Origin of the sequence: Streptomyces sp. NPDC012935 (assembly GCF_042900345.1) — a bacterium.
In the GTDB taxonomy this organism is placed as follows: Bacteria; Actinomycetota; Actinomycetes; order Streptomycetales; family Streptomycetaceae; genus Streptomyces.
Map to the genome: position 1 here is coordinate 16066 of NZ_JBIBBC010000032.1, position 22187 is coordinate 38252.

Sequence of the window (22187 nt, forward strand, 5' to 3'; positions counted from 1 at the left end):
GGCTGTGCACCCAGCATTCCACGCGCGGGCCGCTGAGTGGCGGGACGGGGCCGACGGAGGCTGTCACCTGGGGTGGAGTGAGGGCGTGTGCGGAGGAAGTCGCTGCCGGCGGGCATCGCGGATTCGATACTCGTCACACCGTGCGCGCAGTGGTCGCTGAGCGTGGCACGTCGCGACGCGGGCCCATGATCCTTCAGCCCGCGACTGGGCGATGTGGGGTACCGACTGGACCTGGCGGCCGGCCGCGTCCTCAGCAGGGCGCAGGAGCTCGTCCTGCGCGCTTGCTTTCGTCGAGGGCGCGTCCGGCGGGCGTCCTCAGCATGGCGCCGAGTTCGGCGGCGGCAGGGCCGCTGCGGGGCGGGACCGGGCGCCGGTCGTGTGCGCACGTCGCACCGGCGTGGTGCGGCATTGTCACCTCCAGCGCCCCGATCAGCTCGGCATACCGGCTGACGGGCCATTGCGCCGCACCTGCGCGCGCATACGACGGCCCGCCCCCGGCCCGCGCGGCCGCCCTCCAGGCCGCTACGTCCTCTCGGTCCTCCCCGGCACGCACAGCCATGCGAGGCCGGCGGCTGTGAGGTAGGCGAGTGCGCCGATGGCCATGCTCGTACGCAGCCCGGTGTTGTAATCGGTCGCTGTGGCGAGCAGGCTGCCGCCGAGCGCCACCCCGGTGGCACTGCCGATCTGGCGGGTGGTGTTGAACAGGGCGGAGGCGGCCCCCGAGTACGCCGGGGGTGCCGCGCCCATCACGGTGGCTGTCGAGCCGGTGAGGGCGAAGGAGGTACCGAACCCGGCGGCCATCATCGGTGCCACCAGCAGCGCGTACGCGGGATCGGCTCCCGCCGCGGCCCAGCCGGCCAGTCCCGCGGCGGCCAGGACCATGCCGGAGATCACCAGTGGACGATCGCCCGTGCGGCGGGTCAGCCGCCCGGACAGAATGGACGCGAACATGGTCATCGCCACGGCGGGGAACAGCGCCAGCCCGGTGCCGAGGGCGCTGAAGCCGCGCTCATGCTGGAAGTACAGGCTCGCGGTGAACACCATGCCGTAGAAGCCGAAGTTGAACAGCAGTCCGATGACGGCCCCGCCGCTCATGGCGCGAGAGCGCAGCAGGTTCAGCGGCAGGGCAGGCGCCCGGGCCAGCCGCTCGCGCATCACGAATGCCACTGCGGCCAGCACGGCCAGACCCACCCCGGCGAGCACCGCCGGGTCTGACCAGCCGCGCCGGCCGGCCTCGTTGAGCGACGCGGTCAGCAGTGCCACCGCGGCCACGACCGCGACCTGCGCCGGCCAGTCAAGGGCCCGGTCGGCACGCCGGGGTGAGCGTGCGACATGACGCAGCGTCAGCGCCAGGCAGACCACGCCGACGGGCAGGTTGATGAGGAACACCCAGCGCCAGCCCACCGTGGAGACGAGCAGCCCGCCCAGCAGTGGCCCGGCAGAGGCCGCGATACCCGCCATCGACCCCCACAACCCGAAGGCCCGTGAGCGGGTGGCCGGCTCCGGGTACGCCTGTTGGAGCAGCGCCAGGGACCCGGGCACGATCAGCGCCGCGCCCAACCCCTCCACCAGCCGGGCCACGACCAGGAAGGCGGTGCCCGGCGCGAGCGCGCACGCGGCCGACGACACGGTGAACACCGCCACGCCCGAGCAGAAGACCCGGCGATTGCCCAGCCGGTCGCCCAACGCGCCACCGGTCAGCAGGAAGCCGGCGAAGGCCAGGGTGTACCCGTCGGTGATCCACTGGATGCCGGTCAGCGAGGCCGACAGCTCCCGGCCGATCACCGGCACGGCGACATTGAGCACCGTCACATCCAGGATCACCATGAAGTAACCGGCGCACACCGCCAACAACGGCGCCCAGGACCGTCGCCGTGGCTCCGCGCCCGACTCCTGCGGGGGCGAGGACTCACCACCGGCCGACTCCGCGAACGCCACGGCCCCAACTCCATCCCGTCCGCGGAGGCTCTGGATCACGAGCCACAGTAAGGGGCATATACCGCATATCGAAGGAGCAGGTCACAGGCGTCACCTCGGCGTCCCCTACCACTCGCGCAGGGCAGGAACCGCGCCCCCGCCCGGCTGCTGTGGCTGGCGCCTGACCTTGGACGGCAGTGGGGCCACCCTCATGCTGCGGTTCGACGACCGCCCGCTGCACCGCCGCGCCTACAAGCAGCGCACCGTCCCGGGCACCCTGCACCCGCCGCTCGCCGCAGCCATGGCCCAGCCGGCCGACATCCGCCCCGGCCACGTCGTCATCGACCCGTGCTGCGGCGCCGGTACCCTGCTCATCGAGGCGGCAACCGCCCAGCCCGACGCCCGCTGCCACGGCTTCGACCTCGCCGCGGACGCGGTCGCCGCCACCCGCACCAACGCCGGTGAGCTGCCCGTCGCCATCCGTCGCTGTGACGCCGGTCGGCTCCCCCTTCCCGAGGATTCGGTCGACCGCGTGCTGTGCAACGCCCTGGGGCACCCAGGTCCACGCCCGCGGCCTGCTTGCGAACACCCTTCGCGCTGGTGGACGGAACTGCGCCGAGTCCTTGCCCCTGGCGGCATGGCCGTGCTCCTCCTGCCCGACCGCGACGACCTTGCCACCGCCATCCGGCACCACTTCACACCCGTACACGTGCAACGTCTGCGCTGTTCGGGGCGCAACCCTTCCTTGTTCGTCTGGCGCAGACAGGGGCTGAGGGCAGGCGCGGTGGCGAAACCGGCAGGCTCCGGCTGCAGCGCCCGCCGGCCTCCTCCGTCCGTCGCTGACGGCGCCCGTGAACTCGGCTCGCGTGAGGCTCACCTGCCCGGCCGCAGGGGGAGGTCCAGCCTGCTGTGGACCAGCTGCGCGAAATGGGTCAGGGTGCGGTCGCTGCCCATGAGTTCGGTGGCGGCCAAGCGGATGTCGAAGTGTTCACCCTCCCCTGGGCGGCGGGATAGACCGTGTGCGGCAGGGGCCGGTACACGCTGCGGTCGATGAGGGCCACGACGTCGGCGACCAGGCGGGAACCGCGCTCCCGGCCCGGCGACGGCCCAACCTTGTCGACACCACGCACCTACGTACTGCCGCCCACGCTCACCTGCTCGCCCTGGACGCACTCCAGCAGGGCAGGCCCATCGGGGGCCGCGCCTACTTCATCACCCAGGACGACCCCGTTTCCTTCGTGACATCACCTCCCACTTTCTGCGCGCGGCCGGACTTCGGGCCACCTGGTGCACCGTGCCTGCGCCGCTTGCCCAGGCCGCGGCGGCCACCAGCGAGCGCGTGCTGCGGCTGACAGGACTCACCCGCACGCACGCGCTCAGCCGCTTCCTCGTCGCCGAGCTTGTGCACCCTCACTGGTTCAGCATCGAAGCCGCGCGTCGTGATCTGCGATTCGAACCGCCGATCACCTTGGAGGCAGGCATCTCGGAGCTCACGGGCGCGGCACGAACTGAAGGGTGACAGCTATTCGGCCGCGCCGCCGAGCCACTTCAGGCCGTCGATGAGGAAGCGGTTCTGGGTGGGGCTCGCGAACGTGGAGGACAGGCGGGTGTTGGTGGCGTAGTCCATGGCGTTGTGGCCGAAGTTCGCGTACAGCATCCGGTACTGGGTGTTGGTCCACAGGATCGGGTAGTAGCCGCTGTACCAGGACTGGTTGGGGTCGGTGCCCAGCGGGAAGCTCGACGGGTCGACCGAGGCCAGGATCTTGATGTTCGGCTTGGTGCGCAGGTCGTTGGACCAGCTGTACCACTCACTCACAGCTGAGGTGAAGGTCGCCGGCAGTGCGGTCGTCGAAGGGTGCGTACGGTCCTCGGTGCGCAGGACCGCCGTCGTGGGACCCCAGGTGTTCGACCTGAAGTTCCCGCTGCCGAGGAAGTTGTTGTAGTACCAGGGCCACGATCCGGCGTCGGTCGTGAACGCCGAGACGTGGAAGCCCATCCAGCCGCCGCCCGCCCGCATGTACCGCTCGAAGCCGGCCCGCTGGGCCGCGGTGTCCGGCGCGTCGTCGAGGAAGAGGACGACCTGGTAGTCGTTCACCCCGCCGTTGGCGAGCAGGTTCCAGTCGGTCGTCGCCCGGTAGGTGAAGTTGTTCTGGGCGGCGGTGCGCGGGAACCACTCGTTGGCTTCCTTGACGAAGTCGATGTGCGCGGCGTCCCAGGTGCCGTTGTAGAAGGCGATGACCTTGAAGGCGGGTGCCTGGGGCGCGGCGGAGGCGTTCAGTCCGGCGGGCCCCGGCCCCGCGGTCAGCCCGAGTACCAGGGCCAGCCCCGCCAGCAGTCGTGCTGCCAGGCGCCTCACGGATAGCTCACCAGGTTGGCCACGTTGGTGGACGAGTTGGACGGGCCGCCCCGGTCGTTGATGACGTGCCGGATGGTTCCGGTACCGCCGAGCGAGACGGTCACCATGTTCTGGAAGCGGACGCCCGGGGTGTTGGGGACCTCGAAGGCGTGCTCTGCGGTGACGGACGGGTTGACGTTGAAGTAGCAGTAACTGCCCAGCCCGTACGCCTGGTGGCTGGTCACGGAGTTCGCGACCTTGTAGGCGGCGTAGCCCTGCGTGGAACCGTTCATCCAGGCGGCCTGGTTGGGCGGGTCGTAGGGCATTTCGTTCTGGTAGAAGTACGTCCGCCCGCCGTTGCCGTTCCAGATGGTCTGGTGCTTCTGGTAGTGCTCGACGAACAGGCCGTACATGGTGACGTTGTCGCCGTTGACGATGAGGCCGGTGTCGCCGGTGTTGCTGTTCCAGCCGATGCCGGTGCCGTGGTCGCCGCGCCAGATCCACATGTGGTCGCCGATGACGTTGTCGCTGTTGACGACGAGGCTGGTGGTCGCCTTGCCCACGGCCGCACCGCCGACGCGGAAGTACACGTCGTGCAGGGAGGTGGGGTTCGCCGCGTGGTTGGCGGCGGCGCCGGACGGGCCGATCTCCACCAGGGTCTGGGAGTTGGTCGTGCCGGCGTCGAAGAGGACGCCCGCGATCTTCACGCCGTCGACGTCGGCGACCGTCATGGCCGTGATGCCGTTGTCCGGGATGAACGTGGCCAGGCCGAGCCCGAGGACGACGGTGTCGGGGCGGGTGACCCGCAGGGTCTGGTTCAGGTGGTAGACACCGGGGGTGACCAGCAGGTTCTTGCCCTCTGCGAGAGCGGCGTTGATCTGCGAGGCCGTTGCGCCCGGCTTGACGACGAAGAACTGGTCGATGCCGAGGGAGCTGCCCGCCGCGGCCCCGTCGGCCCAGCTCGTGGCCGAGGAGTTGGTCCGCAGGGAGGGCACGAACACCCGGTAGGCGCCCGCGTTGTCGACGTACAGGAAGGGCTTCTCGCGTACGGTCGGTGTCTGGTTGACGGTGGTGTATGGCGGGTTGGGGAAGGTGTTGCCCGGTACGCCCTGGCTGCCGACGAAGACCATGTTCCAGTTGGAACCGGTCCAGCTGCCGAGCTGTGAGTTGCGGGTCAGCCACTGCTGCTGTGTCCCCGAGCGGACCTGTCCGTCGATCTTCGTGTCGGCCATGAAGCCGCCGCTCGACCAGCCGCCGTCGCTGAGTTCGAGGTTGCCGCGGACGTGCATGCGCCGGTACCCGGACGCCTGGGAGACGGACCAGCGGTCAGTGCCGCCCGTGGGGTTCACCGAGAGGTTCTCCGCGCCCCGCCAGAAGTTCTGGGTCGCGTTCTGCGGAGGGAACCAGTCCGCTTCGACGTGCACGGCGCCGTTGATGGTGACCGAGTCGGGGGACTGGCCCAGGCCCAGGACCTGGGTGTAGAAGCCGACGTTGACGTCGTTGCTGTACGTGCCCGGCTTGAACATCACCGCATAGCGCTCGGAGCCGAACTGGTTCGTCTCCTGCTGCCGGAATATCGAGTCCAGTCGGCTCTGGATCGTGGACGACGGCATCGACGGATCGAAGACGGCCACGTTGGGACCGAGGTCGACATCCCCCGGGGCGGTGCTCACGGGCGCGACCTGGAAGCGCTGGGCGGACGAGCCGTTGCAGGTGTACTGCACCAGCTGGACGCTGTCGGCCGTCGAGGCGGACGGTACGTCAAGGCACTTGCCGCTGTGCCGGTTGACGAAGTGGTAGGCGCCGCCGCCCTCGTCGACGGCCTGCCACTGCTGGTTGTTGCCGCCGCCGTACGTCCACAGATGAACGGCTGCGTTGTCGGCCGTGGACACATCGCTCACATCCACCACCTGCTGCGCGTCGTTGCGGTTGTTGATCCGCACATAGCCGTCGCTGGTCGGTGTGAAGCTCCACTGCTGCGCCGTGCTGTTGTTGCAGGCGTACTGCTGCACCGCGGTGCCGTTGACGGTGCCGGCCGCTCGTGCGTCCAGGCACTTGCCGCTGCCGCTGTTCACCACCGTGGACCAGCTGGTGGGGAGGGCGGCGGCGGAAGGGGCTGCGTCGGCGGCACGTTCCGGGAGGGCCTGGGTGGGCTGGACGGCGCTGAGGAGCGAGGCGGCCGTGGCGGCGGCGACAAAGGCCGCGGTCAATGGACCGCGGCCTCTGATGGCTGGTCGCGATGTAGGGGGCATGTCATCTCCTGCGCCGGCGATGCGGCATGAGTGGGGGGTGAGGGGGTGAAGGGGGCAACGCTTATTTCACTGCATGATTTAAGAAGTGACGGAAACCACTGTCAAGACTTTGGTATAGGCCAACTCTGACGGCTGAAGGTCGCACGACCATCCGGACGGCTGCCAGCGCGGCGTGCCGCCGGCCGCGGCGCCCGTGATGTGCGCTGGGAGGCCAGAACGGCTCACCCACGAAGGAGACATCCGGCATGCTCGGTCAATCGCAGGCGTACAGCGGCTTCTCGGTCGACGATCTCGACGCGGCCCGCCGGTTCTACGGCGAGACCCTCGGCCTCCAGGTGGAGGATATGGGGCAGGGCGAGATGCGCATGCTGATCGTGAGGCTCGGCGGTGGCGGACACGTCTTCGTCTATCCCAAGGACACGCACACCCCCGCGACGTTCACGATCCTCAACTTCCCCGTGGACGACATCGAGGCCGCCGTCGCCGAACTGGAGCGGCGCGGCGTGACTCTTGAGCGCTACTCGGGCTTCGACCACGACGAGAAAGGCATCGTTCGGGTCGGCGAGGGCGGCCCCACGGCGATCGCTTGGTTCACCGACCCCGCCGGGAACGTGCTCTCCGTGGTCCAGGAGGACTGACCGGCCGATCTCGGCATCGTGCACAGACCCCTCAACCACTCATCCGTACGGCGGTGTCGCCGGGGCCCGCCACCGTCCCGGCCCGCCCCCCGTCGCCGGGCACGCCACGGGCCGCGATGTGAGACTGCTGAACGACGCGCCCGAACTGCGTGCCACGGTCCCGACGAGAGGAGACGAGGTGGTGACGGCCGAGCCCGGCGACGGTCTGCTGGAGGAGTTCCTCGCCGACCCGGAGAACGCGGCGCTGGACCTGTCCACCGCGGTGGCCCGCTGCTCCAAGGCCCTGGGACTGCACCACGCGGTGGTCTACCTCGCCGACCTCCAGCAGCGCAGGCTGCTCCCGCTGACCGACGCGGGCTCCCCGCTGCCGGTCGACGACTCGCTCGCCGGCTGGACGTACCGCACCCAGTCCCTGCGCGTGGAGGAGTCCGAGGCCGGCGGCATGACAGCCTGGCTCCCCCTGGTGGACGGCGCGGAGCGGCTCGGCGTCCTCGCGGTGCACTCACCGACCCTGACACCGGCCTCACTGCGCCGCAGCCGTACGCTCGCCGCTCTCCTGGCCATGATGATCACGTCCAAGCGGGCGTACAAGGACTCCTTCGTACGACGGACCCGCACCGAACCGATGCAGCTGCCCGCCGAGATGCTGCGCGCCTTCCTGCCGCCCCGCACGATCGGCACGGCGCACGTCGTGTCCACGGCCGTTCTGGAGCCCGCCTACGAACTCGGCGGCGACGCCTTCGACCACTCCCTCACCGAGACCACCCTGCACGCCGCCGTCCTCGACGCCATGGGCCACAACCTGGCCTCGGGCCTGACCACCGCCGTGTCGCTCGCCGCCTGCCGCAACGCCCGGCGCACCGGGGCCGACCTGCCGGAACTGGTGCGGAGCGTGGACGACGCCTTGGCCCGGTGGCTGCCCGACCAGTTCTGCACCGGCGTCCTCGCCCAGCTCGACCTGGCGGGCGGCGTGCTGCGCTGGACCAACTGCGGGCACCCCGCGCCGCTGCTCATCCGGGACCAGCGGCTGCTCGTCGACGCCATGGAGCGGGAGCCCGAACCGCCGATGGGGTTGCCGTCCTTGCTTGCCCAGCGCACGCGGCAGACCCATGAGATCGCCCTCCAGCCCGGCGACCGCGTGCTGCTCTACACCGACGGCGTCACCGAGTCCCGTACCCGGGACGGCGGCATGTTCGGTCTGGAGCACTTCACCGACTACATCATCCGCGCCACGGCCGCGGGCGAACTGGCGCCGGAAACCCTGAGGCGACTGATCCACTCGATCCTGGACGCACAGCCCGGGAGCCTCCGGGACGACGCGACGCTGCTGCTGTTCGAGTGGTGGCCGCCGACGCGGTGACGCGGCTGAGCGGTGGCAGGGAGGCCTGCCCTACGTGGGGTCGACTGACGCGTCGCCCTGCGCGGGTGACGACGCGGCGATGAGCTCGAAGGACCGGAGGCGGTCCTTCAGTCCGTACACCGGCGAAACGAGCATCAACTCCTGGGCCCCGGTCGCGTCGGTCAGCTCCGTGAGACGGCGCACGACGGTCGCGGGGTCGCCGTACGCCTGGTGCGCGTGGAACGCCGCGAGGGCCTGACGCTCCTGGCCGGAGAAGGGATGCACAGCCGCTTCGTCAGGGGTGGGAAAGGCGATGTCGCTTCGCCCTTGGAGAAGTCCGACCTTGACGACGTTCATCGGCCCGACGAGCCATTCGGCCTCTTCACGGGTCGGGGCGCAGACCACCTCCACGCACAGCAGCACACGCGGTCTCGGGCACCAGTGGGACGGCACGAAGTGCGCGCGGTAGTGCTCGATCGCAGCGGCGGTGTTCTCGGGACGGAAGTGATGGGCGAAGGCCATCGGCAGACCGAGCTGCGCGGCGAGAGCGGCACCGGAGGTGCTGGAGGCCAGCAGCCAGGGCTCGGGCAGCGAGCCGAGTGCGACCTCGTCGACCAGGAAGCGCAGCGTCGCCACCACGTCGTCGCGGTACTCGTCGTCCGTCGCCGGTCCCGCCCCGCGCCGCAGGGCCAGGGCTGTCGCCTCGTGCACGGTTCCCGGGCCACGGCCGATTCCGAGATCGACGCGATCAGGGTGCAACGCGGCGAGCGTGCCGAACTGTTCGGCCAGCATGATCGGAGCATGGTTGGGCGCGAGGACGCCCCCGGAGCCCAGCCGGATCGAGGACGTCGACGCGGCGGCGTGCGCGACCAGCACCACCGGCGGGAAGGCGCCGATGGCGGGGGAGTGGTGATGCTCGGCGTACCAGAGCCGTCGGTAGCCGAGCCCTTCGACGCGACGGGCGAACTCGGTCGTGTCCCTCAAGGTGTCCATGGGGTCCGTACCGCTTTGGACCATCGCGACTTCGAGTACGGAGAACGGCACACCCATCATGTGATCAGCATGGCCGAACGCCTCGCGGCTGGAGGCCTCTTGCATGGTCAGCCGGTCAGAGGACGCCAGACGTCATCCGTCGCGTGGCCGGACCCCCTGCGCCACACCAGCGCCCCACCGACCAGGCCGGGCTTGTCCCGCGTGGCCAGTGCCGGGGCTTCGAGCATGTCGGCGGCTTCCTCCAAGTAGGTGACCAGCGTGTCGAGTTCTTCGTCCCAGGCGTCGTTGTAGAGGGACCAACGGCCCAGGTAACCGGTCGCAGCGTCCAGGTACAGGCCGGAGGTGGTGTCGGACGCACCGTGCGAGACGACCGGAATCCAGGTCGCCTTCCACACGGTTGTCCGCTCCTCCTCGAGGCGGCCGGCGTTGTCGGTGTCGAGGTCGGCCTGGGTGTCCAACTTCCGCCGGTAGACGTCGGCCACGGCGTCCAGGGCCATCAGGGCCTCGTTGCCCGGCAGGCATCCCGAGCCCCAGCTGTCGGCACCGTCGTCGCCTCCGCACAGCAGCCACAGGGTGCGCAGCTCGGTGGGTATGCGGACGCCGAGGTCCCTCTCCAAGGCGGCGATCGCGGTGAGTTCGGCACCGGTGCGCAGCGCGGCACAGGAGTCGGGGGCGTCGTGCCGGAGCCGGCGGATGATGCGCAGCCAGGCGTCGGCGATCTGCCGTACGGTGACGGCCTCGGTCATCGGGTCGGCGGGCTGGACCTGCTCCTGATCTGTGTCCTCCGCCTCGGCGGGCGCCAAGGGCTCGGCGGAGGGGGCGAGGTTCACGTACCGGATCTCGATCCGGTCGGACTCGCGGATGTAGCCGACGGCCAGGTCGGGGCAGTCCTCGTACAGGTCGCCCTCGACCATCACGGTGAGGATGCCGGGCAGACTGGACGGCCGGCCCATGTCCGGGTCGTCGGCCAGCCGGCCGGCCAGGACCTTCAGGGCGTAGGGGACGCCGGCCCCGAACCGGGCAGCGGTGTCGCGCACGAACGGGGGGAGTTCGACGTTCAACGGCCTTGTGCTCCTTGCTGGTTGACGGTGCCGGCGGGGAGACATGCGTGATCAGTTCCAGGTCATGTTGATCTCACGTCCGAAGTTGACGTACCGGGCCCGCCGGAAGGCGTCCGCCATGGGGACGTTGCCGAGGTCCGTGGCGGCGCGGATGCGCGGAACGCCCTGTGCGGCGAGGATGCGGGTTCCTTCGGCGAGGACGTCGTCGATGTAACCCTTGCCTCGATGTCTGGGCAGGACCGCGACGTAGGCGATGATCGGGTTGTAGCCGTTGTGGGCCGGGACGACGAACCCCACCGGCTCCCCGTCGGGCAGTGTGGCGATCCGCCACCAGTCCCGTGGGCTGGTGTAGCGCGCCAGTTCGTCCTCGTAATGCCGGGCGGCTGCCTCCTGAGCAGAGCGCCGCGTCAGGTCGTCACGGCCATGTGCGTCCAGCGTGCCGTCCAGGACCAGGGCCATCAGGGTCACGAGTTCCCCGGCACCCCGGACCGGCCGGAACGACAGACGCCTGCTGGGCCCCGGGACCGGAGAGGTCGGGCTCCATTCCAAGCGGAGTCGCTCGACGAAGAGCCGGGCGCCGGTCCGTTCCAGGACCGTCATCCGGTCTTCGACGACCTGTCTCGACATCGCGCTGTCACGCCAGTCCGGCGGGATGAAACGGCTGTACTCCGGGGGACGCGCACAGTCCGGGAGGACGGCGGCCGTCGCCGTCCGAAGCAGCCGCTCCCCGATGTCCAGGCGATCGGGGCCCGGGGCGCGGTCGTCCATGTCGAGGACATCCAGGATCAGCGGTGTGTCGCTGCCGGGCCGACTCCACCAGGCAGCCCTGGCCAGCAGGCGGTCACCACGCACGGCGACCCACATCCATTCAGGACGGCGGCGGCCGTCGGCGAGGTCGTCGGCCAGTTCCGCGTTGAGGGCGTAGGGAAGTCGGGAGAAGAGGTCGAGTTCTTCGCGTCCGTCGATCGGACGCATGATCAGGTCGTTCTGTTCCACGGTCAAGGCACACTCCGGTGAAGGCGCTCGTCCGCTCCGGGGATCAGACGCGGTCCGCGCCCCGGGAGGACACAAGCGCGGTGATCATGGGGGCCATCGGCTCACCCCTCCTCTCACTGTCGTGCCCCTCAGCCCTCGTGGCCGGGGTCCAGCCGTAACGTCTATCCAAGGGCGGCCCGGGTCCGCAAACCCATTTCGAACACCCAGCCGGCAGCGCTCGGCAAGGCCCGGGTTCATGACAGAGTCGAGGCCGCGGCCCTGGCGCGCGGTATACCCTGCGGTCCTGTGTCCGGAATCGATCTTGTCAATGGGATAGTCGGCGCCGTCTGCGGCATGGTCCTGGCCATCTTGTTCCAACAGCCACTCCAGGACGCCTGGTTCAGGATCCGACGCCGATCGGCAGCCGTCATACGCAGTCTGACGTTCCGTGAGGGCGACGGCCCGCTGTCCACCTGGTCGACCTTTTCGATCGGCCCGCTGCAGACGTCGGCGCTGGTCGTCGAGGGCGACGGTGAGCAGGCCATCGCGCCGGAGTCGGTGCGGGTGCGGGTGCTGGAGGGGGAGGTGGTCCTGCCCGAGGAGATGGCGTCGTGGCGGGCGGAGATCGAGGCGGCGGAGGAGCAGGCGGAGGCATCCGGAACGCGGGTGCGCATCTGGAACGGGCCCCGCTACGCCGTGGAGGGCATCGAGATCTCCCGCACGGCACTGGAGGAGCATGCCGACGTCCTGCTGCGGCTGCGCCCCACGGACTACTTCACCTTCCTCGCGGCACAGCAGCTGGACCGCAGGCTGTCCGACGGCACCACCCCGCGCCGGCGCTACCTCGACCCCGACCGCCCCTTGGAAGCCCCCGAGTTCCTGCAGTGCAGCTTCGGCGTCAACGTGGCCGTGGTCACGGCCGACCACCTGCTCGTCGTCAGCAGGCGATCCGACCACGTGCGTTCCGGCCCCGGTCTTTGGGGATCCTCGGTCAACGAAGGGCTCTCCCGGCACATCGACTCGGCCGGCCGCACCGCACCCGACCTGTACGACGTCGCACGGCGCGGCATGAGCGAGGAACTCTCCCTGGAACGGCACGAGTACACGCTCACCATGCTGGCGTTCGTCCTCGACGTCGAACGGCGCCAGTGGAGCGCCCACTTCACCGCTCATCTCACCGACCTGACGGGAGAGGCACTACGGTCCCGTATCTCACGGGGAGTCGCCGACCGCTGGGAGCACCAGAGCATCGAGTACGTGGCGTTCCGCCCGGCGGACGTGATGCGCTACCTCCTGCGCCCCGACCGATTGCATCGTTGGGCGCCGGTCACGCCGGCCCTGTTCCACTTGGCTCTGGTGCACACGCACGGCCGCAGCGCCGTGGAACGCGCCGAGGCGCAGGTCGTACGCCGTCTGCGCTAGCGGGTCGGCCGTACCGCGGAGCGGCCCGGTTTGGCAGCGCGCCTTCAGCGGCTCATCGAGGTCTCGTGCTCCACGCGTGACAGCTTCTCGGGGTTGCGTACGGCGTAGAGGCCGGTGATGAGACCGTCGTCGATGCGGATGGCCAACACCGTGTCGATCTGACCGTCCAGCCGGAGAATCAGGGCCGGATGGCCGTTGATGTGCGCCGGCTGCAGCGACGCCGCGGCGCCGAAGCGGGCCAGCCCCGCGACCAGAGGGGCCACCTCGTCAGCACCGACGACGGGTGCCGTTACGGCCTGCACGACTCCGCCGCCGTCGCCCAGCAGGACGACATCCGGCGCGAGGACGTCGAGCAGCCGTTGCAGATCGCCCGAATCGACCGCCCGGCGGAAGGCGTCGAGCGCGTTCTGCGCCTCGCCCGGCGATACGGCCCCGCGCGGGCGGCGCGCTGCGACGTGCGCCCGCGCGCGGTGAGCGATCTGACGGATGGCGGCCGGGGTCTTGTCGACGGCTTCCGCGATCTCGTCGTAGGCCAGGTCGAAGACCTCGCGCAGCACGAACACCGCCCGCTCGGTGGGGCCGAGTGTCTCCAGCACCAGCAGCATCGCCATCGAGACGCTCTCCGCCAACTCGATGTCCTCGGCCACGTCGGGCGCGGTCAGCAGCGGTTCGGGCAGCCAGGGGCCGACGTAGGACTCCTTGCGTCGGCGGAGTGTACGCAGCCCGATCAGTGCCTGGCGTGTGGTGATCCGGACGAGGAACGCCCGCTGATCGCGCACGGTGCCGAGATCGACGCCGACCCATCGCAGCCAGGTCTCCTGCAGGACGTCCTCCGCGTCGGCAGCCGAGCCGAGCATCTCGTAGGCGACGGTGAACAGCAGATTCCGGTGTGCGACGAACGCCTCGGTGGCGGAGTTCATCCCGTCGCCGGGAGCAAGTGGCGCAGCGCTGTCCTTCGGTCGCGGGTTGCGCTCGGTCACGGCTGACTCCCACCTGTTCGCTCTCCCACGTTCTCACGCACAAGATGCCGGTCCCCGCTGCTTTGTGACATCCGAACCCGGTGGCGCACGTCACACCATCGCCGCTGTCACAGGGAGCGGAGCGCCGGCATCTGGTGTTCGTCCGGACGCTGCGCGAACGATCCGCGCGGTACGCCGTCGCACAAGTGAGGACGAAGCCGATGGAATCCCGTTTCAACCTGATGACCAACGCGGTCGGAGCCAAGGTCGGCAAGCGGATGTACAACGTGAGCCTGGCGATCATGGAGTCGTCGCTGCCCAAGGACCTGCAGCAGTTGGTGGAACTGCGTGCCAGCCAGATCAACGGCTGCGGTTGGTGCGTCGATGTGCACAGCAAGGAAGCCGCAGCGGCCGGCGAGACGGCGGTGCGGATTCACCTGGTCGCCGCCTGGCGCGAGTCGGGCGTGTTCACCGAGGCCGAGCGGGCCGCGCTGGCGCTAACCGAGGAGGGCACCCGGCTCGCCGACGCCCACCACGGCGTGTCCGACGAGACCTGGGCACAGGTGCGCAAGCACTACGACGACGACCAGATCGCCGCGCTGGTCTCACTGGTCGCCATGATCAACGCGGCCAACCGGCTCGGCGTGATCACCCGCATGCAGGGAGGGACGTACGAGCCCGGCATGTTCACCGACCTGTCGAACTGACCGTCAGGTGCCCGACCTGCACGCCCCGTCCCGGGCCATCGGACCCGGGCCGGGGCGCGGGGTGGTCAGCGGGCTGTGGCTTTGAGGATGGAGAAGGGCTCGGCGCCGGTGGGCGGCAGAACGTGCTGTGCATGCTGGCCGGCATCGGCATCGGCATCGGCATCGGCATCGGCCTGGGCCTGGCCGAACACTTCGCCGGTCGCGGCCCCTGGTGGGTGATGGGCCTGTGGGCGACGGTCTGCGTCCTCCTCGTCGTCGACTCGGCCTTGTGGCTGCGACGGTTCTCCCACGGCCCGCTGGAGGCCATACAGCGCCGGGCCCTGCGCCGCTGAGCCGGCACGGCGGGGGGCCTCGGAGCTGCTCCGGGTCGGTCGAAGGCCGCGGGACGAGCACGCTCGAAGCCGCGGGGAAGCATGCCGGACTGACCAGTCGGGGGCTGATGTACCACTTCCCGACCCAGCACGCTCTACGGCCCGGCGTCTTCGACCATGTGGGCGCTCGCTGGGAGCAGCCTTGCCGGACCGCCTGGGCAAGCGGCCGCAGACGGCGGCACTGCGCGAGCGGATACGCGTCTGCGGACACGCGTCTACGTCGAGGTGGCGCAGGCGCGGCAGTTCGACCGTGCGGACTTCGCGATGTGCTCCGACACGGTCTACCGCGAGGTTCTCACCGAGACGTGGCCGCATCGCCCCGGGTCACCCCACCCGACGGGCTGGCGGAAGCCGACCGGGGCAGCTCGCTGGCCGTCGCCCGCCTGACCGCCGCCCCCCTGCTCGCCGACGGCTACCGGACGGCCACATGTGCGCCGCCGTCAGCATCGCCGACACCGTCGCCATTGCCCTGCTCACCGGACTCCGTGCTGCTCACTACCCGTACGAGAGCACCGCAGGCAGGCACCCGCCGTACGGCCATAGCCACTCCTCGCCCCCGGCGACACACCCTGACGTACCGTCAGACAGGTCCGCCCGAACACCTACGCTGACCGCATGGGCCACGACGACAGCGAGGGCATCGGGGGCCTGCCCCTCCCGGCCGGCGGCCCGGGGGCCGGGGCGGGCAAAGACCCGCCGTCCACGGCCGACTGGCTCAACTGGCTCAAGGAACGGCTGTACGCGACCATCACCATGATCGCCGTGGTGATCGGCCTGACGGCGGCGGAGGACCCCTCCTCAGCCGGGGCCGCGACCAGCGTGGCGGCCGCCGCCGGCGGTCTCTGGCTCGCGACGATCGTCGCCGACGAGCAGGCCCACCGCACGGTGCACGGCCGGATTGCCACCGGCGCGGAGCTGCGCCGGATGCTGTGGGTCAGCAGCCCGCTGCTGCTGTCCGCGGTCGGCCCGCTCATCCTGATCGGCTCCGCGGCCTTGGACGTGATGGACCTGGACACCGCCCTGTTCGCCGCGGCCGGGGTCAACGTGGCCACACTGTTCGGCTGGGGCTGGTACGGCGGTGCCCGGATGGGCAACAGCACCGCGGCCGCCGTACTGGCCGGCGTGCTGGATGCGGTGATCGGCCTGGCCGTCGCCCTCGTCAAGGCCGGCGCCGGCCACTGACCGGCCGTCCGGCGCCGTAGCGGCTGCCCGTTCCCGGCACCAGCGGCGGCATGGATTTGGCCGGCCACTGACCGGCCGCCCGGCGCCGTAGCGGCTGCCCGTTCCCGGCACCAGCGGCGGCATGGATTTGGCCGGCCACTGACCGGCCGTCCGGCGCCGTACCGGCCGCCCGTTCCCGGCACCAGCGGCGGCATCGCCCCCAGACCGCATCCGTCAACTCGCCCCGTCCCAGCGGAAATTCCGGTGCCGGGAGACGCCTCAGGCGCTGTCGCCGCCGGACCTCGCCCCGACCCCCTCCGGCTCGCCGGTGCGGCCTCGCAGTGCCTGGCAGACCGACCACACCACGGCCACCGCCGGTACGGCCACCACGGCGCCGATCACCCCCGCCGCCACCGCTCCGCCGACGACCGCCAGCGCGACCACCACCGGGTGCAGGCGGACGGCCCAGCTCATCACGATGGGGTGCAGGAGGTGGCCCTCGATCTGTCCGATGACCACGATCAGCGCCACGACCAGCAGGGCGATCAGCACGCCCTTGGAAGCCAGCGCGACGACGGCTGCGACCGCGAGAGCGATCGGTGAGCCGATCAGCGGGATGAACGCGGCCGCGAACTCCAGCAGCGCCAAAGGTACGGCGAGGGGCACCCCGAGAGCGAGCAGTGCGATGCCGACGAGGACCGCGTTGGTTGCGGCGACCAGCAGGATGCCGTGCGTGTAACCGGTGAACGTCCGCCAGGCGGCCGCGCCCGCGACGGCGAAGCGCTGACGGGCCGCCACGGGGAGCTGATCGCACAGCCATTGCCACTGCTTCTCGCCCGAGTGCGTGAAGAAGACCGCGCAGAACAGAGCCAGGGCGAGCACGGTCAGCACCTCGAGCAGCCGGCTCGCGCCGCTGAGCGCCGTACTGATGAGGGTCGAGCGGTGACTCGACAGGAGTTTGCCGATCCGGGACTGGAGATCATCGAACACGTCCGGGGGGAGCCGGAACGGAGGCTCCTCCAGCTGACGCTCGATCCGGTCGATCCCCGTAACGAACTCCCGCTCCAGCCCACTTCGCTGGTCCGCCACCGTCTCACCCACCAGGGCCAGCGCCCCGAGGACGAGGACGATGCCCCCGATGAGCGCGGCGGCGACCGCGAGCGGGCGGGGCATGTAGCGGGCGAGGAGGCCGGCCACGGGGCGGAGCACGGCCGCGATGACGAGACCGAGGAAGACTGCGACGGCGATCCGGTGGAACTGCCCGAGCACGGAGAAGGCGACGCGGACGACGATGCCGACGGCGATGATCCGCCATGCGTACGCGGCGGCGGTCCGCAGCAGCCCGGGCACGCGCGACTCCACGCCGCTCGGGTGCTCGAGCGGCGAGGCGGGCCGATCGGGGGGCGTGGCCATCTCATGCCCGTACCACCCGACCGCCACCGGACTGCCCGGCCGACGTGGAATTCCCCCGAAGGCCGGTACCGGCAGCGTCGAGGCGGGCTGTCACCGCGCTGAGCGGGCGTCAGTTCACCGAGCCGAAACCTCCTGGCCTTCTCCGCTAACATGTTCGAACTCGCGATGATCGTCCTCATCGCCAACTGCTGACCGAAATCCGTACCAATCAGAGCAAAGTGACCTGTTTACCTAACATCTGAAAACCGGCCAAACAAATTGATATCCATGTCGTCGCGGGCGTTCTCGCGAATAAAAAACAGAATCAAGTTCGCCGTCGCCGCGTGGCGTCAACCACGGGCGATGCTGTGGACCGCTGCGGGTGCGGTGACGCTCGGGTTCCTCGTCGCGCTGGAGGTCGCGGCGCGCCACTACGGCATACCGGGGCCGATCACCACACAGGCGCGGGAGGTGATATTCCCGCCCAAGTCGGGTTTCCTGCTGTACGCCGGAATGGCGTTGATGATGGTGGTGCTCACCCGGCGACAACGCTTCGTCGCGGTTGGTGCCGCCATCGGTATCGACCTCATATTCCTTGTGGTGCGGTGGGTGGCCGACATAGAGGTGACCGAAGGCCACCCCTTCGGCAACGGCGCGTTGTGGGTGATGCTGGGCTGCGCGGTCATCGCTGTCACGCGCCGCACCGGCCGGGAACGTGCGCTGCTGCTGAAGGGCGTGGGGCTGGGCCTGCTGCTGGTGGCCGGCCGTAAGACCGGCGACGCGTGGCTGCACATCACGTCGAAGACCCGCCCGGTGGTGCTGGACCAGTACATGGCGACCGCCGATCAGGCGCTGGGCAACCCGTCGTGGCTGGTGGGCCGGATGGTTCGGGCCACCGGCCCGATCGGCGCCCACGTTCTCGACTACGTATACGTCCAGCTCGCGGTGGCCTCAGTGGTCGTCGCGCTGTACCAACTGCGCCACGTGGCCGCCGAGCGCCGCTTCCCGAGCCACCATCTGGTGCGCACGTTTCTGGTCATCGGCCTTCTCGGGCCCGGCATCTACATGATCTATCCGGTCGTCGGGCCGGTCTTCGCCTACGGCGTCGACGGCGGGCAGTGGGCGGTCGCCAACCTGTGGCCGGAGACGGCGCCGCCGACCAGCGCGCCGCACGCGATGCCGTTCGACGAGATCACCCCACGCAACTGCATGCCCAGCCTGCACACGGCCTGGGCGACCGTGATCTTCCTTCACTCCCGTCAGGGGCCGCGGATCCTGCGATTCGCAGGTACCTTCTGGCTGCTCGCCACGCTCGGCGCGACTCTGGGATTCGGCTACCACTACGGCGTGGACATCGTCGCCGGCGTGGTGTTCGCGCTCACGATCGAGGCGGCGATGCGTTCGCTCGCTCGTGGCTGGGACCGGTCGGGAATCCAGTTGGTTGCCTACGGCACGACGGTCTTCGCGGCCCTGTTGGTGTCGTATCGCTATCTGCCGATCGAGGTGGCCAGATATCCGTTGGTGTTCGGCCCCCTTCTCCTTCTGGCGATGGTCTCGGTGATCCTCGGTTACATGCGGACCACCAAACTCTGGGAACCGAAGGCTGCACCGGAGCTGCAACTCGAGCCGCAACCCGAAATGGTCTGACTCCTGGCGCATCAGGTTCTGTTCCGGCGATGTTCCGGTCCTTGGACTTGCCATGGACTTGGTGCGCCATGGGCTTGGTACGCCATGGGCCGGTGCGTGATGCGGAGTCAGGCAGGAAACCATCTGCCATGGTCTGACAACTCTTCGGAGATGTCGTGCGATGGCGGACAGGGAGCAGCGTATGGACTCGGGCAGGCGTCAGTTCCTCGGCAGGTGCGGAATTGTGGTGGCGGGAGCTGCGGGGGCGTTCGCGCTCCCGCGGCGCGCGGTCGGGGTAGGTCATGCCCACCCGGACACCCGTCACGAGCGGTTCATGGAACGGGCCATTGAGCATGCTCGCAGGAACCCCGAGTGGCCGTTCGGCGCGGTGATCGTGGACAACCGTACCGGCGAGGTCCTGGGGAGCGGAGTCAACTCGGGCGCGGACAACCCGATGCTGCACGGCGAGGTGGTCGCCATGAACGACTACGTCCATCGGCACGGCAACCAGGGCTGGTCCGAGACCACCCTCTATACGACGGGCGAACCCTGCTCGATGTGCATGAGCGCGATGGCGTGGGCGAACCTGCGTCGCATCGTCTGGGGGAGCTCCATCGACGAGATCCGCCGCACCGAGATCAGTCAGATCGACCTGTCGGCACGGGAGGTGGCCGACTCCGCGCGGTCCTTCTACCGTCCGGAACTGCTGTTGGGCGGTGTCCTGGCTGACCGTACGAACCGCCTCTTCAGGGAGGCCCAACTGCTGCGCCGAACCCTCCCCGTCACTGTTCAAGTTTGACTAGACTGTCGGATGTGGACGAGAAGACCATTCCGATCCTGCCGTGCCGGACCATCCAGCCTGTTCTCGACTTCTACACCGCCCTCGGGTTCGAGGTCACGTTCCAGCAGAAGAGCCCCAACCCCTACGCTGTCGTGCAGCGCGGCGGCATCATGCTTCATTTTTTCGGCATGAAGCGCTATGAGCCGACCACATCGTTCAGCACCTGCTACGTCGAAACCGATGACGTCGACGGACTGCACGAGGCCTTTCGGACCAGCCTCAAGGCGACCTACGGAAGGATCCCCACCCGAGGGCTGCCACGCATCGGGCCGGTGAAGGACATGTCGTACGGCATGCGGCAGTTCCTGGTGACCGATCCCGGCGGCAACTGCCTGCGAATCGGGCAGCGGACAAGCTTGGACCAACATCACCGGCCCGCACCCGAGGAAACCTTCTCCAGAGCCCTCCACCACGCATCCCTCCTGGCGGAATCGAAGGACGACCCGGCATCCGCCGCGAAGGTCATCGACCGCGTGCTGCGCATCGAGGACGAGCGGCCCAGCCCCGTGCAGTTGCTGCGCCTCCTCGTGCTGCGCGCGGACGTCGCAGGCCGCCTCGGTGACGAAGGGACCGCGGCGTCCGCGCTCGCCCAGGCCGCGGCGATCCATCTCACCCCCCGGCAGCGGGAGTCGGCACGCGACGACCTCGAACGTCTCGATGAACTGCGAGTCTGAAGCCTCCAAGGCTACGGCGCGGTGTCCTGAGACGGTCACGGTCGACCGCGTGGCGTTCGCGGAAGTCGATACTGACCGCCGTCCGCGCCCGGCAGCTCTGACACCGGTGAACGGCCATACCCATCAGGGCAGTCGGTGCACAGCGGCACCGGCCGGCTCGGGGAGCCCGGCGGCTCAGACTGCGGCTGCCCACCGGCGCCGACCACCACGTCACCACCGGCCCCGGTGCCGCATCCTCGAGCTTGCGCGGCACTGGCCGGCTGCGCGCCGATGTGATCACGGTGGCCCTGTCGGCCTCTGACTCGGAGGCGTCGCCGGCCGGCCGGCGACCGCCCGCCTTGTCGCGTCAGCGCTCCTCAGCCACCGTGGCTGACCGGTGCGAGAGCAGCGAGACCCCCGATGAGCAGCATGAGCACGATGAGCCGCGCTCGGATGAACTTCCGCATGCGTCCCCCTCCTTACAGGAATCCCACTCGGCCTGGCATTGCCGCGCCGCCTCAAGAGCAGACCGACGCACGCGACATGCTGTCATCGTTCCGCCACGGCCCTCACTCCAATGGCGTGGAGCCGGACGGGGCTGCAGATGCCGTCGGCCGAGTGCGATCACTGCGATGCGGGCTGGGGGCGCCATGTGCGCTCACTGCGATGCCGGCCGGGGTCGCCATGTGCCGTCGAGCGGGATGCCGGCGGCTGCCGCGATCCGGTTGCGTGATTCGGCCGGCAGGGCCTCAGCGCTAGTGGATCCACGTCCACCAGCTCGCCGTCGCGTTTGACCACGCGGCCGGTGACGATCACGGTGCCGCCAGTGAGGGGGGTCTTCAGGCCGGCGCGGCTCGGTTCCCCCTGGGTCCGCGGAGGCTCACCGGACGTGCCGGTACGGCGCGTGCCTGCGGCGCGGTACGGCGTCCGCCGTGGGGCCGACCACCGACGAATTTCCGGGGCGGGCCCGGCCGACGACTACCGACGAGAGGAACCGATCATGGGCACCGCAGAGACCTCCGAGACCTCCCAGGCCCGCGACAGCACGTTCTCCCCGGGACTGCCGGCATCGCGTCCCGGCCCGGCATCATCGAGGAGTACGTCGAGACGACCGGCGCCGTACTGGGCGGCCGGAAGGGCTGGGATGCCCACCCCGAGCCCGGCGCCATCTACGGCGGTGCATGGCAGGGGCCGCTCTTCATGCTGACGCACCCTCCTGAAGACGCGCAGCAGGCCGAGGGCGTGACCTTCCTGACCTGCGACGTGGCCGAGGCGGTCCGGATCGGGCTGGAGGCCGCCGGCGGCAAGAACCTCGAGGTGTTCTCGCCCACGATCGGGAGGCAACTCCTCCAGCGCGGTCCGGTCGACGAGATCGACCTGCACATCGCGCCGGTGCTGCTCGGCGACGGGATCCGCCTGTTCGACAACCCCGGGGGGCATACCCATTCGGCTCGAACTGCGCAATGGCGACGACCGCACCGCGGAGGTGAACCCTGCGCTACCACCCCGTCGCGAACGACTGACGGCTCTCGGAGCCCGGGATGA

19 protein-coding genes and 1 pseudogene are annotated in these 22187 nt (G+C 69.8%); 12 read left to right on the forward strand and 8 right to left on the reverse strand.

Annotated features, from left to right (window positions below; all coding sequences use genetic code 11):
- Window positions 1–522: 522 nt before the first annotated feature.
- A complete protein-coding gene (locus ACFY5C_RS40055; RefSeq protein WP_389454890.1) occupies window positions 523–1938 on the reverse strand; it encodes an MFS transporter in 1416 nt (471 codons plus the stop codon).
- A gap of 190 nt (window positions 1939–2128) precedes the next feature.
- On the opposite strand from ACFY5C_RS40055, the gene ACFY5C_RS40060 reads away from it, so the two are divergent.
- On the forward strand, window positions 2129–2971 hold the full coding sequence (locus ACFY5C_RS40060) for a TRM11 family SAM-dependent methyltransferase (protein ID WP_389454892.1): 843 nt from the start codon (window positions 2129–2131) through the stop codon (window positions 2969–2971).
- 240 nt (window positions 2972–3211) lie between these two features.
- Window positions 3212–3436 carry a hypothetical protein gene (locus tag ACFY5C_RS40065; RefSeq protein ID WP_389454894.1) on the forward strand — a complete coding sequence of 75 codons (225 nt, stop codon included), beginning with the start codon at window positions 3212–3214 and terminating at the stop codon, window positions 3434–3436.
- Window positions 3437–3448: 12 nt separating this feature from the next.
- Here ACFY5C_RS40065 and ACFY5C_RS40070 read toward each other — a convergent pair.
- Together ACFY5C_RS40070 and ACFY5C_RS40075 are read right to left on the reverse strand one after the other, a co-directional pair.
- Window positions 3449–4273, reverse strand: a pseudogene (locus ACFY5C_RS40070) (ThuA domain-containing protein); the annotation flags it as partial.
- Window positions 4270–6504, reverse strand: a complete 2235-nt coding sequence (locus ACFY5C_RS40075; RefSeq protein ID WP_389454896.1) for an RICIN domain-containing protein — start codon at window positions 6502–6504, stop codon at window positions 4270–4272. The pseudogene ACFY5C_RS40070 and the gene ACFY5C_RS40075, both read right to left, overlap by 4 nt.
- Before the next feature lie 245 nt (window positions 6505–6749).
- Between ACFY5C_RS40075 and ACFY5C_RS40080 the strand changes: the two genes are divergently transcribed.
- Entirely contained in the window at window positions 6750–7142 is a 393-nt protein-coding gene (locus ACFY5C_RS40080) for a VOC family protein (RefSeq protein WP_389454898.1), read from the forward strand.
- Window positions 7143–7320: 178 nt separating this feature from the next.
- Window positions 7321–8502, forward strand: coding sequence for a PP2C family protein-serine/threonine phosphatase (locus ACFY5C_RS40085; RefSeq protein WP_389454936.1), 1182 nt, complete (start codon window positions 7321–7323; stop codon window positions 8500–8502).
- A 30-nt stretch (window positions 8503–8532) separates the two neighbouring features.
- On the opposite strand, the gene ACFY5C_RS40090 is transcribed toward ACFY5C_RS40085, so the two are convergent.
- From ACFY5C_RS40090 to ACFY5C_RS40100, 3 genes are read right to left on the reverse strand one after another with little or no spacing between them, the layout of a single operon-like run.
- Window positions 8533–9534 carry an LLM class flavin-dependent oxidoreductase gene (locus ACFY5C_RS40090; RefSeq protein ID WP_389454900.1) on the reverse strand — a complete coding sequence of 334 codons (1002 nt, stop codon included), beginning with the start codon at window positions 9532–9534 and terminating at the stop codon, window positions 8533–8535.
- A gap of 47 nt (window positions 9535–9581) precedes the next feature.
- Entirely contained in the window at window positions 9582–10535 is a 954-nt protein-coding gene (locus ACFY5C_RS40095; RefSeq protein WP_389454902.1) for an SMI1/KNR4 family protein, read from the reverse strand.
- Window positions 10536–10586: 51 nt separating this feature from the next.
- The gene (locus tag ACFY5C_RS40100; RefSeq protein ID WP_389454938.1) at window positions 10587–11510 is read right to left on the reverse strand and encodes a GNAT family N-acetyltransferase; all 924 of its coding nucleotides are present in this window, start codon (window positions 11508–11510) and stop codon (window positions 10587–10589) included.
- Between the two features lie 354 nt (window positions 11511–11864).
- On the opposite strand from ACFY5C_RS40100, the gene ACFY5C_RS40105 reads away from it, so the two are divergent.
- A complete protein-coding gene (locus ACFY5C_RS40105; protein ID WP_389454904.1) occupies window positions 11865–12932 on the forward strand; it encodes a hypothetical protein in 1068 nt (355 codons plus the stop codon).
- Window positions 12933–12976: 44 nt separating this feature from the next.
- Here ACFY5C_RS40105 and ACFY5C_RS40110 read toward each other — a convergent pair whose 3' ends face one another.
- On the reverse strand, window positions 12977–13852 hold the full coding sequence (locus tag ACFY5C_RS40110; RefSeq protein ID WP_389454940.1) for an RNA polymerase sigma-70 factor: 876 nt from the start codon (window positions 13850–13852) through the stop codon (window positions 12977–12979).
- 260 nt (window positions 13853–14112) lie between these two features.
- Between ACFY5C_RS40110 and ACFY5C_RS40115 the strand changes: the two genes are divergently transcribed.
- The 3 genes from ACFY5C_RS40115 (at window position 14113) to ACFY5C_RS40125 (ending at window position 16151) form a co-directional block, all read left to right on the forward strand.
- The gene (locus ACFY5C_RS40115) at window positions 14113–14598 is read left to right on the forward strand and encodes a carboxymuconolactone decarboxylase family protein (RefSeq protein ID WP_389454906.1); all 486 of its coding nucleotides are present in this window, start codon (window positions 14113–14115) and stop codon (window positions 14596–14598) included.
- Between the two features lie 131 nt (window positions 14599–14729).
- Window positions 14730–14930 (forward strand): DUF418 domain-containing protein, encoded by a 201-nt coding sequence (locus ACFY5C_RS40120; protein ID WP_389454908.1) that lies wholly within the window; start codon window positions 14730–14732, stop codon window positions 14928–14930.
- Between the two features lie 654 nt (window positions 14931–15584).
- Window positions 15585–16151, forward strand: coding sequence for a hypothetical protein (locus ACFY5C_RS40125; protein ID WP_389454910.1), 567 nt, complete (start codon window positions 15585–15587; stop codon window positions 16149–16151).
- Between the two features lie 258 nt (window positions 16152–16409).
- On the opposite strand, the gene ACFY5C_RS40130 is transcribed toward ACFY5C_RS40125, so the two are convergent.
- The gene (locus ACFY5C_RS40130) at window positions 16410–17543 is read right to left on the reverse strand and encodes an AI-2E family transporter (RefSeq protein ID WP_389454912.1); all 1134 of its coding nucleotides are present in this window, start codon (window positions 17541–17543) and stop codon (window positions 16410–16412) included.
- A gap of 342 nt (window positions 17544–17885) precedes the next feature.
- Between ACFY5C_RS40130 and ACFY5C_RS40135 the strand changes: the two genes are divergently transcribed.
- The 4 genes from ACFY5C_RS40135 to ACFY5C_RS40150 all read left to right on the forward strand — a co-directional run bounded on the left by ACFY5C_RS40135 (window position 17886) and on the right by ACFY5C_RS40150 (window position 22187).
- On the forward strand, window positions 17886–19169 hold the full coding sequence (locus ACFY5C_RS40135) for a phosphatase PAP2 family protein (RefSeq protein ID WP_389454942.1): 1284 nt from the start codon (window positions 17886–17888) through the stop codon (window positions 19167–19169).
- A 181-nt stretch (window positions 19170–19350) separates the two neighbouring features.
- On the forward strand, window positions 19351–19947 hold the full coding sequence (locus ACFY5C_RS40140) for a nucleoside deaminase (protein WP_389454914.1): 597 nt from the start codon (window positions 19351–19353) through the stop codon (window positions 19945–19947).
- Window positions 19948–19961: 14 nt separating this feature from the next.
- On the forward strand, window positions 19962–20663 hold the full coding sequence (locus ACFY5C_RS40145; RefSeq protein WP_389454916.1) for a bleomycin resistance protein: 702 nt from the start codon (window positions 19962–19964) through the stop codon (window positions 20661–20663).
- A gap of 1179 nt (window positions 20664–21842) precedes the next feature.
- Window positions 21843–22187 carry a dihydrofolate reductase family protein gene (locus tag ACFY5C_RS40150; RefSeq protein WP_389454918.1) on the forward strand — a complete coding sequence of 115 codons (345 nt, stop codon included), beginning with the start codon at window positions 21843–21845 and terminating at the stop codon, window positions 22185–22187.

What these genes read in the sequence shown, in the direction of transcription:
- ACFY5C_RS40060 (WP_389454892.1), top strand. Translation starts at nt 2,129, where the DNA reads ATGCTGCGGTTCGACGACCGCCCGCTGCACCGCCGCGCCTACAAGCAG.
- ACFY5C_RS40075 (WP_389454896.1), bottom strand. Translation starts at nt 6,504, where the DNA reads ATGCCCCCTACATCGCGACCAGCCATCAGAGGCCGCGGTCCATTGACC.
- ACFY5C_RS40080 (WP_389454898.1), top strand. Translation starts at nt 6,750, where the DNA reads ATGCTCGGTCAATCGCAGGCGTACAGCGGCTTCTCGGTCGACGATCTC.
- ACFY5C_RS40090 (WP_389454900.1), bottom strand. Translation starts at nt 9,534, where the DNA reads ATGATGGGTGTGCCGTTCTCCGTACTCGAAGTCGCGATGGTCCAAAGC.
- ACFY5C_RS40100 (WP_389454938.1), bottom strand. Translation starts at nt 11,510, where the DNA reads ATGCGTCCGATCGACGGACGCGAAGAACTCGACCTCTTCTCCCGACTT.
- ACFY5C_RS40105 (WP_389454904.1), top strand. Translation starts at nt 11,865, where the DNA reads ATGGTCCTGGCCATCTTGTTCCAACAGCCACTCCAGGACGCCTGGTTC.
- ACFY5C_RS40110 (WP_389454940.1), bottom strand. Translation starts at nt 13,852, where the DNA reads ATGAACTCCGCCACCGAGGCGTTCGTCGCACACCGGAATCTGCTGTTC.
- ACFY5C_RS40115 (WP_389454906.1), top strand. Translation starts at nt 14,113, where the DNA reads ATGGAATCCCGTTTCAACCTGATGACCAACGCGGTCGGAGCCAAGGTC.
- ACFY5C_RS40120 (WP_389454908.1), top strand. Translation starts at nt 14,730, where the DNA reads ATGCTGGCCGGCATCGGCATCGGCATCGGCATCGGCATCGGCCTGGGC.
- ACFY5C_RS40125 (WP_389454910.1), top strand. Translation starts at nt 15,585, where the DNA reads ATGGGCCACGACGACAGCGAGGGCATCGGGGGCCTGCCCCTCCCGGCC.
- ACFY5C_RS40130 (WP_389454912.1), bottom strand. Translation starts at nt 17,543, where the DNA reads ATGGCCACGCCCCCCGATCGGCCCGCCTCGCCGCTCGAGCACCCGAGC.
- ACFY5C_RS40135 (WP_389454942.1), top strand. Translation starts at nt 17,886, where the DNA reads ATGCTGTGGACCGCTGCGGGTGCGGTGACGCTCGGGTTCCTCGTCGCG.
- ACFY5C_RS40140 (WP_389454914.1), top strand. Translation starts at nt 19,351, where the DNA reads ATGGACTCGGGCAGGCGTCAGTTCCTCGGCAGGTGCGGAATTGTGGTG.
- ACFY5C_RS40150 (WP_389454918.1), top strand. Translation starts at nt 21,843, where the DNA reads ATGCTGACGCACCCTCCTGAAGACGCGCAGCAGGCCGAGGGCGTGACC.